16 protein-coding genes and 2 pseudogenes are annotated in these 16,191 nt (G+C 71.7%); 8 read left to right on the forward strand and 10 right to left on the reverse strand.

Translation table 11 applies throughout. The features are described from left to right. Positions 1–33: 33 nt before the first annotated feature. The 4 genes from I59_RS09210 to I59_RS09225 form a co-directional block, all read right to left on the reverse strand. Positions 34–1,338, reverse strand: a complete 1,305-nt coding sequence (locus I59_RS09210; protein WP_022903623.1) for a glutathionylspermidine synthase family protein — start codon at positions 1,336–1,338, stop codon at positions 34–36. Continuing rightward, on the reverse strand, positions 1,338–1,718 hold the full coding sequence (locus I59_RS09215; protein WP_022903624.1) for a hypothetical protein: 381 nt from the start codon (positions 1,716–1,718) through the stop codon (positions 1,338–1,340). The genes I59_RS09210 and I59_RS09215 overlap by 1 nt, the downstream gene beginning before the upstream one ends. A gap of 160 nt (positions 1,719–1,878) precedes the next feature. After that, positions 1,879–2,067: a hypothetical protein gene (locus I59_RS09220; RefSeq protein ID WP_022903625.1), complete on the reverse strand. Its 189-nt coding sequence runs from the start codon at positions 2,065–2,067 to the stop codon at positions 1,879–1,881. A 74-nt stretch (positions 2,068–2,141) separates the two neighbouring features. Continuing rightward, positions 2,142–3,107, reverse strand: coding sequence for a DNA-3-methyladenine glycosylase (locus I59_RS09225; protein ID WP_022903626.1), 966 nt, complete (start codon positions 3,105–3,107; stop codon positions 2,142–2,144). Positions 3,108–3,208: 101 nt separating this feature from the next. On the opposite strand from I59_RS09225, the gene I59_RS09230 reads away from it, so the two are divergent. The 8 genes from I59_RS09230 to I59_RS09265 all read left to right on the forward strand — a co-directional run bounded on the left by I59_RS09230 (position 3,209) and on the right by I59_RS09265 (position 10,790). Next, on the forward strand, positions 3,209–4,237 hold the full coding sequence (locus tag I59_RS09230) for a 6-phosphofructokinase (RefSeq protein WP_022903627.1): 1,029 nt from the start codon (positions 3,209–3,211) through the stop codon (positions 4,235–4,237). A gap of 140 nt (positions 4,238–4,377) precedes the next feature. Next, positions 4,378–5,358, forward strand: a complete 981-nt coding sequence (locus I59_RS09235; protein ID WP_022903628.1) for an MDR family oxidoreductase — start codon at positions 4,378–4,380, stop codon at positions 5,356–5,358. 102 nt (positions 5,359–5,460) lie between these two features. Continuing rightward, complete coding sequence (locus I59_RS20850) at positions 5,461–6,126, forward strand: GntR family transcriptional regulator (protein ID WP_022903629.1); 666 nt, start codon at positions 5,461–5,463, stop codon at positions 6,124–6,126. A gap of 4 nt (positions 6,127–6,130) precedes the next feature. Then, a complete protein-coding gene (locus I59_RS09245; protein ID WP_022903630.1) occupies positions 6,131–6,934 on the forward strand; it encodes an ABC transporter ATP-binding protein in 804 nt (267 codons plus the stop codon). 88 nt (positions 6,935–7,022) lie between these two features. Then, the gene (locus I59_RS09250; RefSeq protein WP_022903631.1) at positions 7,023–8,096 is read left to right on the forward strand and encodes an isochorismate synthase MenF; all 1,074 of its coding nucleotides are present in this window, start codon (positions 7,023–7,025) and stop codon (positions 8,094–8,096) included. Beyond that, positions 8,093–9,547 carry an anthranilate synthase component I family protein gene (locus I59_RS09255; RefSeq protein WP_022903632.1) on the forward strand — a complete coding sequence of 485 codons (1,455 nt, stop codon included), beginning with the start codon at positions 8,093–8,095 and terminating at the stop codon, positions 9,545–9,547. Before I59_RS09250 ends, I59_RS09255 begins: the two co-directional genes overlap by 4 nt. Further along, complete coding sequence (locus I59_RS09260; protein ID WP_022903633.1) at positions 9,544–10,134, forward strand: aminodeoxychorismate/anthranilate synthase component II; 591 nt, start codon at positions 9,544–9,546, stop codon at positions 10,132–10,134. Before I59_RS09255 ends, I59_RS09260 begins: the two co-directional genes overlap by 4 nt. An 11-nt stretch (positions 10,135–10,145) precedes the next feature. Further along, a complete protein-coding gene (locus I59_RS09265; protein ID WP_187289805.1) occupies positions 10,146–10,790 on the forward strand; it encodes a flavodoxin family protein in 645 nt (214 codons plus the stop codon). On the opposite strand, the gene I59_RS09270 is transcribed toward I59_RS09265, so the two are convergent. The 6 genes and pseudogenes from I59_RS09270 to I59_RS21395 all read right to left on the reverse strand — a co-directional run. After that, positions 10,766–11,956, reverse strand: coding sequence for an MFS transporter (locus I59_RS09270; RefSeq protein ID WP_022903635.1), 1,191 nt, complete (start codon positions 11,954–11,956; stop codon positions 10,766–10,768). The genes I59_RS09265 and I59_RS09270 overlap by 25 nt on opposite strands. A 76-nt stretch (positions 11,957–12,032) precedes the next feature. Beyond that, on the reverse strand, positions 12,033–13,373 hold the full coding sequence (gene hemL / locus I59_RS09275; protein WP_031273489.1) for a glutamate-1-semialdehyde 2,1-aminomutase: 1,341 nt from the start codon (positions 13,371–13,373) through the stop codon (positions 12,033–12,035). Then, complete coding sequence (hemB, locus tag I59_RS09280) at positions 13,370–14,425, reverse strand: porphobilinogen synthase (RefSeq protein WP_022903638.1); 1,056 nt, start codon at positions 14,423–14,425, stop codon at positions 13,370–13,372. The genes hemL and hemB overlap by 4 nt, the downstream gene beginning before the upstream one ends. Next, positions 14,422–15,168, reverse strand: a pseudogene (locus I59_RS09285) (uroporphyrinogen-III synthase); the annotation flags it as partial. The gene hemB and the pseudogene I59_RS09285, both read right to left, overlap by 4 nt. A gap of 102 nt (positions 15,169–15,270) precedes the next feature. Continuing rightward, complete coding sequence (locus I59_RS09290; RefSeq protein ID WP_261976547.1) at positions 15,271–15,867, reverse strand: hypothetical protein; 597 nt, start codon at positions 15,865–15,867, stop codon at positions 15,271–15,273. Between the two features lie 26 nt (positions 15,868–15,893). Next, positions 15,894–16,191, reverse strand: a pseudogene (locus I59_RS21395) (aminotransferase class I/II-fold pyridoxal phosphate-dependent enzyme); the annotation flags it as partial.

A 16,191-nucleotide genomic window follows, 5' to 3' on the forward strand; every position in this document is an offset into this window, starting at 1 on the left:
ATCCCGACCGCCCGATGGGTCGCGTGACGCCGGTCAGGCCCGGATGAGGTTCGGGGCGAACCGGCACCAGTAGTCGGTGATCGGCCCGTCCGACTCACGGATGCCGACACCGAAGGACTCGCCGTCGACCACCCAGGACCCGAGCACCGGGTGGTTGTGCCCGTTCCGACCCGGGAAGTCGGGCAGCTCGTGGTACTGCTGCCAGACCCGCTCGCCGTTCGTGCCCGCGCGGCGGTACTCGGTGCCGTTGGTCGTCACGGAGCCGTCGGCCCGGTGCACGGCGATGCCGTCACCCTCGCGGCCGAAGACCGGCTTCACGACGAAGTCCGTCATGCCGTTCGGCCCGTCGGCGTACGACGGCAGCAGGTTCTCGTGACCGGGGAACAGCCGCCAGAGGGCGACGAGCAGCAGCTTGTTGGACAGGAACATCTTCCACGCGGGCTCGTACCAGTGCCCGAGCCGGCCCCGGTCCCGCACGAGGAACGCGCCGAACTCCTGGTCGCCGGAGGCACGGTCGTCGCCCGACACGAGGTCTTCCCACGGGTAGAGCTTGAAGATGTTCCGGATGACCGGCCACTGCGTCCCGGGGTCGTCCCCGGGCAGGGTGAAGGCGCTCCGGGAGGACCCGGCGGGCTCCTGGTTACCGACGAACTGGCGGGCCGCGGCGTGCCAGCCGATGTCCTTCATCTCGATGCCGGTGTGCTCCCAGCCGGCCTCGCCGGCGAGGTCGCGCATGTACGCGACGGTGTCCCAGTCCTCGCCGGCGGTGTCGAGGTCGGAGTGCGCGACGAACAGTCGGCCGCCGTCCTCCGCCCGCAGTGACGCGTGCAGGAGGGTCCGCCACCGGGCGACGAGCGCCTCGTGGATACCGTTCCACTGGTCGGTGTCGGCGGGCAGCTCGCCGGACTCGACGCGCTCGCGGAACCAGTGCCACTGCGTGACCGACGCCTCGATCAGCCCCGTGGGTGTGTCCCCGTTGTACTCGAGGAGCTTGGCGGGCGACCCGTCACCGGCGTACGCGAGGTCGAAGCGGGCGTAGACGTCGGGCTCGTCGTGCCGCAGTGACCAGGACGCGAGCTCGAAACCGTCCGGCGTGAGGCCGAGCGTGCCGAGCTCGCCGGACGCCAGGTACCGCGCGGCCTCGAGGCACATGCGGTGCAGCTCCTCGGTCTGCCGCTCGAGCGCCTCGACCTCGGGCAGCGTGAAGACGTAGGCCGCCCCGTCGTTCCAGTACTCGACCTCGCTGCCGTCCTCGCGGACCGACCGTGAGTACACCAGACCGGTCTGCTGGATCCGCCGCCGCCAGTCCGGCCGCTCGGTGAACTCGACGCGCTCCATCAGCCGCCGAACCCGCCGTGCTCGCCGGAACCGCCGAACCCGCCCTTCGACACCGAGCTGCCGCGCGACGAGAGCCCGGACTGGGCGGTCTTGCCCGCGGGCAGCGAGCTCCGGCCGCCCGCGACGGTGTCACCGACGGCGGGCACCTTCGTCGTCCGGCTGCTGCTCACGGGCAGGTAGTACCAGCCGGCGTGGCCGCCGTGGTTGTTGCAGTCGTCGTCCGGGAGCCGCTTCTGCGTGCTGTTGTCACGGCAGATCTTCGCGTAGTCGGCGTCGACACCCGACCCCTCGCCGCAGCCGGTGAGGGATGCGGCGAGCGCGGCGACGACGCCGATCGAGACGACCCGGGACGCGCGACGACGATGACGATCGGAACTCACGAACGTCGAGACTAGGCCGTCGGGAGCGCCGCGGCACGACGGATCCGCCGCTGGCTGCGGGCAGCGGATCGGACACCGCGCGTGCGCAGGACGCGGTCGGGAGGCCCGTGGCGGCGCCGCCACGGGCCTTCCGACCATCTGTTGGTCGCGTCAGCGACGCTCAGTGCTCGTCGTAGTGGTCCTCGTGACGGGCGTGCCGGTGGCCGTCGTGCACGTAGTCCACGTGGTCGCCGTGCTCGACGGTCTCGTGCTCGCCACCGTCGTGCTCGTGGTCGTGCTCGGTGACGTCGTGCTCGGCGACACGGTGCTCGGCGTCGTCGGCTGCCGGGGTGGGGGTGCTGTCGGTCATGATTCCTCCTGAGATCGGTTCTCAACAAGAGGCTACGGCAGCGCGCGGCGCGTGTCCGGCAGCTGTGTCCTCGCTCAGTGGTGCCGGTGGTCCTGGATCGTCATGCGCGGACCGAACGACGGCTTCCGGAACCCCGATCCGCCGATGAGCCGGACGACCCGCTCCCGGTGCCCCCGGTACGGCTCGAGGAGCTCGAGCATGCCGTCGTCGTCGACCGGGCCGCCGGTGAGCGCCCACCCGACGAGCGCGGGCACGTGGTAGTCGCCGACGCTCGGCGAGTCCGGGTCGCCGTGGGCCCGCTGGGCGGTCTCGGCGGCGGTCCACTTCCCGATCCCCGGGACCGACTGCAGCCGTTCGGCGACGCGAGGCCCGCCGCGACCGAGCGCCAGCGTGCGTTCGAGCGCGGGTGCGACCCGTACCGCCCGCATGACCGTGGCCGACCGACCGGGTTCGATGCCGGCCCGGTGCCACTCCCAGCTGGGGATCGCGGCCCAGCCGGCCACGGTCGGCTGCACCCAGGTGTCGGCGGGCGCCGGACCGGGAGCGGGCTCACCGAACCGCCGCAGGAGGTACCGCCAGGCACGCCAGGCCTGCCGCGAGGTGACCTTCTGCTCCATGATCGCCGGCACGAGCGCGGCGAACACGGCGTTCGTCCGCAGCAACCGCAGCCCCGGCTGGCGGTGCAGCGCATCGACGAGGAACGGGTGCGCCGAGACGTCGAGGTCGGACCAGTCGTCACCCCTGCCGAGGAGCTCGGGCGCGTGCGCGACCGCCCACTCGGCACCGTCGCCCCAGGCAGAGACGGCGATCGCGTCGCACCCGTCGCGGCGGACGAGCACGGACGCGGGACCCGTCGGTGTGCGCACCGTGAGCCACGTGTCGGCGCCGACCACCCGGAAGGCGGGGTCGCCGGAGCCGCGTTGCAGCGGCCGGAGGGTCGCGCGGACGTCCACCGGGCCTCCCGGTCGGTACACCGTGTCGACGCGCGTGGCCGCGTCGTCGACGCGACCGTCGGCGGAGGCGGGCGCAGCGAGGGACACACGCAGGATGGTAATGCGGAACCACCGTCAGTCATGATGGGCGTGTCCCACCACCGTGACCCACCACCGTGGTCCACCCCACCGACGATGGAGTTGTTCCCGTGCGCATCGGCATCCTGACCTCCGGCGGCGACTGCCCCGGCCTGAACGCGGTCATCCGCGGCATCGTGCTCAAGGGCATCGCGATCTACGGACACGAGTTCGTGGGCTTCCGCGACGGGTGGCGGGGCGTGGTGGACGGCGACATCGTCCCGCTCGGCCGCAAGGACATCCAGGGCATCGCCAAGCAGGGCGGCACCATCCTCGGCACGAGCCGCACGAACCCGTTCGAGGGCGAGCGCGGCGGCGTCGAGAACATCGAGAGGACGCTGGAGCGGCACGGCATCGACGCGATCGTGGCGATCGGCGGCGAGGGCACCCTCGCGGCGGCCAAGCGACTCACCGACGCCGGTCTCAAGATCGTGGGCGTGCCGAAGACCGTCGACAACGACCTCGGCGCCACGGACTACACCTTCGGCTTCGACACCGCCGTCGCCATCGCCACCGAGGCCATGGACCGCCTCCGCACGACCGGCGAGTCGCACTCGCGCTGCATGGTCGCCGAGGTCATGGGCCGGCACGTCGGCTGGATCGCCCTGCACTCGGGCATGGCGGCCGGCGCGCACGCGATCCTCATCCCCGAGCAGAAGACGAGCATGGAGCAGATCGCCGCGTGGGTCCGGGCGGCCTACGACCGCGGCCGCGCACCGCTCGTGGTCGTGGCCGAGGGCTTCGTCCCCGACCATGAGGACAACGCCCACACGGAGCGTGGCCTCGACGCGTTCGGGCGGCCGCGCCTCGGCGGGATCGGCGAGCGCCTCGCGCCGCTCATCGAGGAGATGACGGGCATCGAGACCCGCGCCACCACGCTCGGCCACATCCAGCGCGGCGGCACCCCGACGGCGTACGACCGGGTGCTCTCCACCCGGCTTGGCCTCGCGGCGATCGACGCGGTGGTCGAGGAGCGCTGGGGACGCATGGTCGCGCTGCGCGGCACCGAGATCGAGCACGTCTCCTTCGAGGAGGCGCTCGGCGAGCTCAAGACCGTGCCGCAGGCCCGGTACGACGAGGCCGCCATCATGTTCGGCTGAGGCGCCGCGCGGCGGGCGCTGGCGCGGCGGGCGAGACTCGGGCTGAGCGACGTTCCTCGCGCCGTCCGGCGCGAGGAACGTCGCTGACCGCGAGACTCGCCTCGCGGCACGGCCTGGAGGCACGGGGTAGCGTCCGACGCGTGACCCGCGCCGTCCTCGTCTCCAGTTCCGCACCGCCCGCCGTCACCGAGGTCGACCTCCCCGACCCCGCCGAGGGCGAGGTGCTCGTCGACGTCACGGCGTCGAGCGTCAACTACAAGGACGGGCTCGCGCTCGCCCGGAACCCCGGGGTGGCCCGGGTCGACCCCCTCGTGCCGGGCATCGACGTCGTCGGCACCGTGTCGGCCCTCGGCCCCGGTGTGCACGACGTGGCGATCGGCGACCGCGTCACGTGCAACGGGGCCGGACTCGGGGAGACCCGGCACGGCGGCTGGGCGGTGCGCACCGTGGTGCCCGCGGACGCCCTCGTGGTCCTACCGGACGGTGTCGGCGACGTCTTCGCCGCAGCGGTCGGCACCGCCGGGTTCACGGCCCAGCTGAGCGTGCTCGCGCTCGAGCGGACGGTCGCGCCGGACGACGGCCCCGTCCTCGTCACCGGCGCCTCGGGCGGGGTCGGGAGCGTCGCCGTCGCCCTGCTCGCCGCCCGCGGCTACACCGTGACGGCGTCGACCGGCCGCACCACGAACGCCGACGCGCTCCGACGACTCGGGGCCGCCGAGGTGGTCGACCGCGCGGAGTTCGCCGAGCTCGGGAAGCCGCTGCAGCGCGCACGCTGGGCAGGGGCGGTGGACAGCGTCGGCGGCGCCACCCTCGCGAACGTCCTCGCCGCGACCCGGTGGGGTGGCGCCGTGACCGCCTGCGGGCTGGCGCAGGACGCCGGACTGCCCACGACCGTGATGCCGTTCATCCTCCGAGCGGTGTCGCTGCTCGGCATCAACTCGGTCGACGCCCCGCACGCCCTCCGGCAGCGGGCATGGGACCGGATCGCGACCGACCTCGACCCCGCGCTGCTCGCCGAGGTGACCCGCACGGTGTCGCTGTCGGAGGCGATCGAGGTCGGCGCTGAGGTCGTCGCCGGACGGGTGCACGGCCGGACGGTGGTGGACGTCGCCGCCGCGTGAGACGGCGGCGCCGACATATTGCTACACCACCATTTCACAAACGTTTGCACATTGAACACCCTAGGATTGGAGTACGAAACGCCCGATCCGTGAGGAGCGCCGATGCCCGTCCCGAAGTCCACCGTCGAGAACTCGCCGCGGAAGCTCCTGCGGGACGTCGTCCTCGAGAAGATGCTCGCCGCGATCCAGGACGGCACGCTCCAGGCCGGCGAACGCCTCAACGACGACGAACTCGTCGCGTGGCTCGGCGTCAGTCGCACCCCGATCCGCGAGGCGATCGCGAAGCTCGTCGACTACGGCCTGGTGGAGATGGAGGCGAACCGCTACACGCGCGTCGCGACTCCGACCGCCGAGCAGTTCGACGAGGCCCTCCAGGTCTTCACCGGGATCGCCGAGCTCGCCACCCGGTGGTCCCTCCCCAAGCTCGACGACGCCGGTGTCGCCGAGCTCGTGGAGATCCTGGAGCGCGTCCGGATGCACGCCGAAGCCGAGGACAAGGCGATGAACGCCGATGTCCGACAGTTCGTCGAAGCCGCGATCCGGTACTCGGACAACTCCCTCCTCGAGACGCTCTCGCACGCGATCATCCCGCGACTGCAGTTCATCGCCCTCGCCGAGAGCCGGTTCACGTTCTGGGACGGGCGGTTCTCCATCGACCCGCTGATCGCGGCCGTGCGCTCACGCGACGGCGATGCCGGCGGTGCCGTGATCCGCGCCCTCGGCGTCACCCTCACCGACCTGCTGCAGCGCCTCCGAAGCGGGAACTGAGCCTGTGGACGCCGGTGCGCGGTCGGCGGACACGCTCGTCGCCGCCACCGGCGTCCGGGTCACCCGGTCCGGACGCGACCTCATCCGCGACGTCGACCTGACCGTGCGGCCGGGCGAGCACTGGGCGCTCCTCGGGCCGAACGGCGCCGGCAAGTCCACCCTCCTCGCGGTCCTCGGTGCGACCGGGCACCCGAGTGCGGGGACCGTCGACCTGCTCGGGCGGCGGCTCGGGCGCGTCGACGTCCGGGAACTCCGCGAACGCATCGGTCACGTCGACCCGCGGCACCGCGTGCTCTCCCCGCTGACGGTGCTCGAGACGGTGCTCACCGGCGTCACCGGGACGACCGACCTCATGCTGCGCTGGACCCCCACGGCCGAGCAGGTCGCGGCCGCCGAACAGCACGTCGCCGACGTCGGGCTCACGGCGCGACGCGACGCCCGCTGGCCGGTGCTGTCCCAGGGTGAGCGCGGCCGGGCGCTCATCGCTCGGGCGCTCATCGCGGAACCGCGGCTGCTGCTGCTCGACGAGCCCGCGACCGGACTCGACGTCGCCGCCCGCGAGCACCTGCTCGAGACGATTGACGCGCTCCGCCACCGGCACCCCGCGCTCGGCAGCGTGATGGTGACCCACCACCTCGAGGACCTGCCCGCCTCGACGACGCACGCGATGCTGCTCCGCGACGGGGCGGTCGTGGCGCAGGGCACCGCGGACGAGGTCATCACGTCGTCGGCGATCTCCCACGCGTTCGACTTCCCGCTCGCGATCGTGCGGGCCGAGGGACGCTGGGCCGCACGCCGGGCGTCCTAGTCGCGCTACACCCCTCCCCATTGGCGCCTCATCTGAAATGTGTAGTACTGTCATGCTGTCGTGATGGTGTCGGCAGCCGGGGGTTCAGATGGCGCGGGTGGTCGTCTCGTGGTCGTCGCCACGGCGTCGGTTCGAGCTGTCGGCGCCCGCCGAGATCCACGACCTCGAAGCGGCTCGATCCCAGCTCCGGCAGGGGATGCTCCTCTGTGCACTGCTCCCGTTCGATGGCGCCGAACGGATCTCGGCGGCGGTCGGCTTCCCCCGATCCGTCTCGTCCGTGGTCGACCCCGCCGAGCAGCGAGCCCCGGCGGAGGTCCGTCACCTCGGCTCATCGACCGGGCGGGGCGCGTTCCAGGCCGCGATCCACGAAGCGATCTCACGGATCGAGGACGGCAGCATCGAGAAGGTCGTGCTGGCCCGTCACGTCGATCTGACCTCGTCCGAGCCGTGGGCGGTGCGTGACGTCCTCGCTCGCCTCAGGAGCCGAGGCCGTACGGCGCGGTTCTCCTACTCCCAGGGCAACCACACGATCATCGGCGCATCGCCCGAACTCCTCGTCAGCCATGACGGAACGGAGATCTGCTCCGTCCCGCTGGCAGGCTCCCGAGCGCGTCCACCGCGCCCGGCGGATCGCTCGAACACGATCAATGCGCTCGAGCGGTCAGCGAAGGACAACCACGAGCACCAGGTCGTCGTCGATGCGGTGCACGAGACGCTGCGCCCCCTGGGACCCGTGCGCCAGCGACGAGGCGTCGTCCAGACGACGGACTCACTCCACCTGATGACCGAGCTCCGCGTTCGTCCGGTCGCGCCGGTCCGGTCGCTCGACATCGCGCGCCGGCTGCATCCGACCCCCGCGATCTGCGGCACGCCGAGGAGCGCCGCCAAGGATCTGCTCCGCGAGCTGGAGGACCGGGACCGAGGGTACTTCTCCGGAGTCGTCGGATGGGAAGCAGCGGACGGCACGGGTGAGTGGTGGCTCGTGATCCGCAGCGCCGAGCTGGCCGGGCGCTCGGCGACAGCGAGCGCCGGAGTGGGGATCGTGCGCGGGAGCGACCCAGCCGCCGAACTCGCCGAGACCGACCACAAGCTGCGTCCGATGCTCCGAGCCCTCGGTGTGTCGGACATCCCCTCGCTCGACAGACGGACGGAAGAACCATGAACTCCACCACCACTTCGCGATCGATCCGCTACGACGACCCGTTGAACGTGCTCCTCGCCATGCAGCGACAGGTCGGCGAGCAGAACGCGTTCTTGCTGGAGTCCCTCTCCGGGCCGGACGCCGACACACGGACATCCATCGTCGGTGCCACGGGAGTGCTCGAGCTCCGCGTCACGGACGGTCGCGTCGAGTTCACCGGACTCGAGCCAGCGATCGAGGCATGTCGCTCGGTTCTGGTCGCCGAACGCATCATCGAAAGCGGTGCGGTCGGTGATCGTCTCGTCGACGGGGACGGCCTGTGGAGACTCCCCGAAGTGCTGCAGCGCATCCTCTTCCCTGACGATGTGCCAGCCGCCAACATCGGGTTGCTCGCCTACTACGGGTACGAAGCCGTCCGGTACGCGGAACGACTCCCCCGGCCAGCCCACCACGCCGCACCGACGGAACCGGATGCCGTTTTCAGTGTCGTCCACGCATCCGTCACCATGCCGTCCGGGTCGTCGATCGGGTACGTCGCGGCGACGAGCACGTCGATGTGGGCACCACTCGACCTCGCTGCCTTCTGCCGGGATCTCGAAGAGCGCGCCAGCGTCGTGGACGGACGACCGCTCCCTGCTCCGACGTCCGTTTCCGACGACACATCGTTCGACGAGTACAGCCGTCGCGTCGAGGTCGCGCTGGAACACATCCGGGCGGGTGACATCTACCAGATCCAACTCGGACACGAGATCACGGTCGAGACGGCCGCCACCCCGATGCAGGTGTACCGACGGATGCGTGAACACAATCCGTCGCCGTACATGAGCTACCTCCCGATGGCCGGCTCGACCATCACCGGCGCCTCGCCCGAGCTCTTCGTCCGAGTACAACAGGACCGAGTAGCGACGCGGCCGATCGCGGGGACCGCCCGTCGAACAGGGTCCGCGCCGGAGGACGCTTCAGCCGTCGCGGTGCTCTCCGCATCAGAGAAGGAACGTGCCGAGCACCTCATGCTGGTCGATCTCTGTCGGAACGACCTCGGCCGGGTCGCGTCCACCGATTCGACGACCACGCAGGGCCTTATGACCGTCGAGCAGTACTCACACGTCTTCCACCTCGTCACCACCGTCGCGTGCCGCGTCGAACCTGGTCACTCGATCTCCGACATCGTCCGCGCGAGCTTCCCGGCAGGAACGATGACCGGTGCACCGAAGGTCCGGGCCATGGAACTGATCGATGAACTCGAGACCGCCCCGAGAGGCTTCTACGCCGGAGCCTTCGGGATCATCGATCGACACGGCGACGCAGTCCTGGGCCTGGCGATCCGGATGGCTGTGCACCGGGGAGGATCGGCGCGCATCAGAGCGTCGGCCGGGATCGTCGCCGATTCGACCGCCCACGACGAATGGCACGAGACGATCGCGAAGATGGGCGCCGCGTACTTCGCCGTGACGGGTGAGGAACTGCGATGAGATCGCTGTTGATCGACGCACAGGACAGCTTCGTCTACATCATCGCGCAGTACCTACGGACACTCGGAGGCACTGCGGACGTGATCCGCTCGGCCGACGCCGACGGCGACGCGATCAACCGCGCGGGGTACGACCTGGTCCTGCTCGGCCCCGGGCCCGGCACACCGACCGACGCCGGACACACCCAACTCATGTCCCACCTGGCGATCGACCAGGCGATCTTCGGAGTGTGTCTCGGACACCAGGCGATCGCCGAGCACTTCGGCGCCTCGATCGGCCGGGCGGACCGCCCGATGCACGGGAAGCAGAGCAGCGTCACCCATGACGGGTCGGGGGTCTTCACGGCGTTGCCCTCGCCGCTCGCGGTGACCCGCTACCACTCCCTCGCGGTCGACCCGTCGACGGTTCCGGACGAGCTCGTGGTCTCCGCAACGGCAGACGACGGCACGATCATGGCACTCCGCCATGATCACCGCCCGATCGAGTCCGTGCAGTTCCACCCGGAGAGCATCGGGACCGACTTCGGGATCGAGATGCTGCGGTCGTTCGTGTGCGCACACGGCCTGACAGGACGGGGCAGGGCGTGAAACCTCCCACCGTGCTCGCCGTCAACGGATCCGAACGGGCCGACGGCGACACCGCGCAAGTGCTCGGTCACTGCACGGGTCGTTTCGCGGCGAACGGTGTCGCTCTGGAGATCGTCACGCTCGCGAAGGTCTCCATGTCGCCGTGCGGACCGTGCGGCGATTGCAACACGCGCATGGAGCGCTGCCTGGTCGACGATGACGTCCGGAGCATCGTCGATCGGCTCGAGCGCGTCGACGGAGTCATCTACGCGACTCCGGTCCACGGTTTCGGCACGGCGTCGTTGATGCAGACCTTCCTCGAACGCGCTGGTGTCGGTCACCTCCGATTCCGACGACCGCTCGCCAACAAGGTCGGCGGCGCCGTGGTCGTGGCCCGCAGGTACGCTCACGACGCGGTCATCGCACAACTGACGCAGAACATGCTGCTCAACCGGATGATCGTTCCTGGGAGTGGCTTCCCCGCGGTGCTGCGGACGGAGAACGACAGGTCACCACTCGCGGACGCAGAGGGCCTCGTTGCGCTCAACGCCATGGTGGACCGGGTGAGCAACCTCATCCACCTGCTGCGGTCGGTCGATCTCAGACAGCTGGAATCCGGCACCCGCAACGAGCGCGAGGCCCTCGCCGCTCGTCAGCAGGTCAGCGCCCTGCGCTGAGTACTCGCCGCGACAGCGAGCACGACGCCCCCGAACACCGCAACGGCGCTCGGCACCCAGGCGAGGGCGAACGAGCCTGTTGTGTGCAGGACAGCACCGGTGACGACGGGTCCACTCGCGAAACCGACGTACATCCACGTGGACAGCCTCGCTGACACCGCTCCGATGACATCCGACCCGCAGGTCTGGATGACGAGCGTGTTGGCCACCGCGCTGACGCACAACAGACTCGCCCCCGCGAGGATGACGACCAGCCAGACGATCCAACGCACCGAGGACTCGGCGAGCCAGAGCCCCGGAGGGACCAAGAGCGCGAGGGCGGTGGCCGTGACCAGACTCGAACCGACCGATCGCCCGCGCGTGAGGCCGCGTGCCATCCCGGCGCGTGCTGCGAGACCGGTCAGGCCGATCCCCGCGACCGCAGCGGCCCCGCCGGCAGTTCCGTACCCGAGGCCGTCGGCGACGAAGAGCGCGAGGAACACGTTGAGCGACTGCATGGCGAATCCGGAGAGTCCGACGACGCCGATCGTCAACGCCACGCCCCGGGGCAGCGAGACGCGAGGACGGCGTCCTGTCACCGGTCGGACGGTCGAGCCGAGCTCTGCAGTCCGGCGGTGACCGATCAGGACGACACCGAGCACGATCGCCCCGACCACGAGCATGCCGGAACGCCAACCGACGGATCCGATCGCCACGATCATGACCGCACCGACGAGGAACTGTCCCGCTTGGACACCGGACTGCTTCACGCCGATCCAGGTGGGCACCCGTGCGTGCGGGGCGACCGCGCGGACGGCGCGGTTCGTGAGGGAGTTGCACAGCGCCTGACCGGGCGCTGCGATCACCGACGCAGCGAGGAACCACCAGAAGTTCGTTCCACCAGCCGCGACCAGGAGGCTGAGCGCCGCGAGCAGGAACACGGCATGCACCTGACGACTCAGATCGAGTCGATCGCTCAACGCTCCGCACGATCGACCGAGCACTGCCGCCAGGACGAACGTGACCGCCGGCAACGCGGCGAACTCGGGCGATGTCACGATGCCGGAATCGAGCATCGCCGGTCCGGCGGCGGCGAACGCGTAGTTGACCGCGGGCGCCGCCGCCATGACCGACGTCAGCAGCGCGAGGGAGCCGCGGCGGGGGACGGGACTGCTCGACGTGCGCATCGGCCGATGCTACAACATCTCAGAATGTCACACGCCAGCTGTCTCTGCTGAGATCGACGGCCGGTGACCCGAGGTGCTACGCAGCCGCGCTCGCCGCCGCCTTCGCTGCCGCCGGCAGCGCGTCGAGCACCCGCCCGACGGCACGGTCGTCATGCGCCGCCGTGACGAACCACGCCTCGAACACGCTCGGCGGCAGGGTGACGCCCTGTTCGAGCATGCTGTGGAAGAACGGCGCGTAGCGGAAGGTCTCCTGCGCCCGCACGTCGTCGTAGTTCCGCGGGGCGACGTCGGTGAACGCGAACGAGAACAGGTTCCCGGCGTGCTGCACCGTGTGGGCGACGCCCTCGGCTGACAGCGCCTCGCTCGTCGCCGTCGCGATGGTCGCCGCCGTCCGGTCGAGGTGCGCGTACACCTCGGGCGTCGCCGCACGGAGCGTGGCGATGCCCGCGGCGACGGCGAGCGGGTTCCCGGAGAGCGTGCCGGCCTGGTACACGGGACCGAGCGGCGCGAGGAAGTCCATCACCTCGCGGCGGCCGCCGAGCGCGGCGAGGGGCATGCCACCGCCGATGACCTTGCCGAACGTCACGAGGTCGGGCTTCCAGCCGGCGCCGTCGGGCACGACCTTCGACGCCTCGAGGCCCCACCACCCCGCGCTGCCGACGCGGAAGCCGGTCAGGACCTCGTCGACGATGAGGAGCGCACCGTGCGAGGACGTGATCTGCGACAGGGCACGGTTGAACCCGCGCTCCGGGGCGAGGACGCCCATGTTGGCCGCGGCGGCCTCGACGATCACGGCGGCGATGCGCTCCGAGTGCTCGTCGAACGCGCGACGGACGGCGTCGAGGTCGTTGTACGGCAGCACGAGCGTCTGCGCGGCCGTCTCGGCGGTGATGCCGGCCGACCCGGGCATCGCGAGCGTCGCGACACCGGACCCGGCCTCGGCGAGGAGCGAGTCGGAGTGACCGTGGTAGTGCCCGGCGAACTTCACGAGCAGGTCGCGACCGGTGTACCCGCGGGCGAGCCGGATCGCGGTCATCGTGGCCTCGGTGCCCGTCGACACCATGCGGATCTTCTCGATCGGTCCGTCGCCGTCGACCGAAACCCGCTGCTTGACGAGTTCGGCGAGCTCGGTCTCCCCCGGGGTCGACGCCCCGAACGAGAGGCCCCGCGAGGCCGCCTGCTGCACGGCTTCGACCGTCCCGGGGTGGGCGTGGCCGAGGATCGCCGGCCCCCACGACGCGACGAGGTCGACGTACTCGCGCCCCTCGGCGTCGGTGACGTACGCGCCCTTCGCGGCGGTCAGGAACCGGGGCGTGCCGCCGACCGAGCCGTAGGCGCGGACGGGCGAGTTGACACCCCCGGGGATGCTGTTCTTCGCGCGTCCGAAGAGCTGCTCGTTGGTCGTCGTGGTGGTCATTCGGGGGCCTTCCCGGTCGAGGCGACGCCGGACACCGCCGCGGTGCTGCCGGACGTGCGCAGGCCGGCCTCCTGGTTGAGCTTCCGGGCGATGTCGACCGCGAAGTAGGTGAGGATCGCATCAGCGCCGGCGCGCTTGATGCCGACCAGGGCCTCCATCGCGGCGGCATCCCGGTCGATCCAGCCGTTCTGCGCGGCCGCGGTGATCATCGCGTACTCGCCGCTGATCTGGTACGCCCACACGGGCACCTCGGCGACGTCCGCGGTGCGGGCGAGCACGTCGAGGTAGCTCATCGCCGGCTTCACCATGACGATGTCGGCACCCTCCTCGATGTCGAGCAGGACCTCCCGGAGGCCCTGCCGCCCGTCGGCCGCGTCGATCTGGTACGTCCGGCGGTCGCCCTGGAGCGACGACGAGACGGCTTCCCGGAACGGGCCGTAGAACGCCGAGGCGTACTTCGCCGAGTACGCCAGCAACGCGGTGCCGGCGTGACCGGTGCTGTCGAGGGCGTCGCGCGCGGCAGCGATCTGGCCGTCCATCATCCCGCTCATGCAGACCAGTTCGGCACCGGCCTCGGCCTGCACCACGGCCATGTCGCGGTACCGCAGGAGCGTCGCGTCGTTGTCGACCGACCCGTCGGCCGCGAGGACCCCGCAGTGTCCGTGGTCGGTGAACTCGTCGAGGCACAGGTCGGACTGCACGACGAGGGCGTCGCCCACTTCTTCGCGTGCGACGCGGATCGCCACGTTGAGGATGCCGTCCGGGTCGGTCGCGCCGGAGCCCTCGGCGTCCTTCGACGTCGGGACCCCGAACAGGTTCACGCCGCCGACGCCCTGCTCCGCCGCCTCGACGAGCGCCCGGCGGAAGGAGTCGAGCGAGTGCTGCGCCACCCCGGGCATGCTCGAGATCGGGACGGCCTCGGTCGCACCCTCGCGGATGAACATCGGCAGCACGAGCTCGGCGGGGTGCAGTCGGGTCTCGGCGACGAGCCGACGCATCGCCGGGGTGGCGCGGAGACGGCGGGGGCGGACCTGGGGGAACTGTCCGGTCACGATGACCTTCCTGATCGTGGTGTTTCGGGTGCTTCGGGGCGGAGGGCCTCGGCGACGGCGTCGAGGAGGGATTCGGCGGAGCGGCTGCGCCCGACGACGTGCACGGGCAGACCGGCCTCGCGCGCGGCCGCGGCGGTGCCGGGACCGATGCACGCGATGCGCGTGCGGGGATCGAGCGGGGCCAGCCGGCGGGCGACCTCGGAGGCGACGCTGCCGCTCGTGACGAGCACCGCGTCGGGCACCCGGTCGAGGCGGACCGGCTCGTCGCCGGTCCCCACGGTACGGTACGCGACCACGTCCTCGACGTCGATCCCGCGGGCGCGGAGCCCCTCGACGAGGGTGGGGGCGGCGAGTTCCGAGCGCGGGAAGAGGACACGGCCGGTCGTGCCCGGGAACGCCGACACGAGGCCGGCGGCCGACTCGACCTCCGGCACGAGGTCGACCCGCCACCCGGCCTGCCGCGCGGCGCGTGCGGTCGCCTGGCCGACGCACGCCACCAGCACACCGGCCGGGAGGCGCGGTGCGCGTCCGGCGACGGCCCGCACGGCCGTCGCACTGGTCACGACGAGCCAGGGGGCGGTCGACCCGGCCCCGTCGGGAACGGGCCCGTCCCCGGGTGCCGGGACGTGCCTCCCCGCCGCTCCAACGAGGCGCCCGAGCGCCGTGTCGAGTGCAGCGGGGTCCTCCGGCGGTGCATCGGTGATGAGGGGCACCACGACGGGGTCGAGACCGCGTGCCCGGGCGGCGTCCGCGACCGCGGCGCCCCACGCACCGCCGCGCGGGACGAGGACGACCGGGAGCCGGGCCTCGTCCCGCGCGGGAGCGGTGTCGTCCGTGGTGACCGCCTAGTCCGTGCCCGTCGTCCGCGGCGCGGCCGTCGAGTCGTCGTCGGCAGGCTGCGCCGCAGCCGGGGTCGCCAGGCCGGGCCCGGCCGAGTGGTCGCCGTCGGCCGGTGCCTCGGCGACCGTCGTGGCGAGGTCCGCGAGGTCGGCCGCGCCGTTCTCGAGGAGTTCGGCCGCGACCCGCCCACCGAGCGCCAGCGCCTCGTCGAGACGGTCCTGTGCGGAGCCGTCCAGGACCGCCGCGTGCGAGGCGGTCCGGTACTCGGAGCCGTCGGGGCGGTAGACCGTCGCCGAGACGAGGAGCATCTCGGCGTCGACGACGGCGGTCGCACCGATCGGGGCGGAGCAGCCCGCCTCGAGCTTCGCCAGGACCTCGCGCTCGGCCGTGACCGTCAGGCGGGTCGGCGCGTGGTCGAGCTTGCGGAGCGCGGCGAGCAGGTTCCTGTCCGTCTCGTCCGAGCGGATCTCGACCGCGAGGGCACCCTGGCCGGGCGCGCTCGGCCAGAAGCCGAGGTCGAGCAGCTCGGTCGCCGCGTCGAGCCGGTCGATCCGGGTCAGCCCCGCGGCGGCGAGCACCACGGCGTCGAGGTCGTCGTCCACGCGGCCGAGCCGGGTGTCGATGTTCCCACCAGGGCGAGGAGCGTCGCCGCCAGCGCCTCGGTGGCGCCGGCGGTGACCAGGACCTCGCGGTCGGAGTCGACGTCGAGGCCGTACCAGCGCGCCTGGTGCTCGGCGATCGCCGCACGGAGGTCCGGGATCCCACGCCCCGGCGGGTACTGGTTCGCGCCGTCGCGGATGGCCTGCACGGCGGCCTCGAGGACCTCCCGCGGGCCGTCCTCGTCGGGGAACCCCTGGCCGAAGTTGATCGCCCCCGGTCGCGGCGGCGAGGGCGCTCATCTCGGCGAAGACGGTGGGTGCCGGGAC

It is taken from the genome of Curtobacterium sp. B8 (assembly GCF_000333315.1).
Lineage (GTDB): Bacteria > Actinomycetota > Actinomycetes > Actinomycetales > Microbacteriaceae > Curtobacterium > Curtobacterium luteum.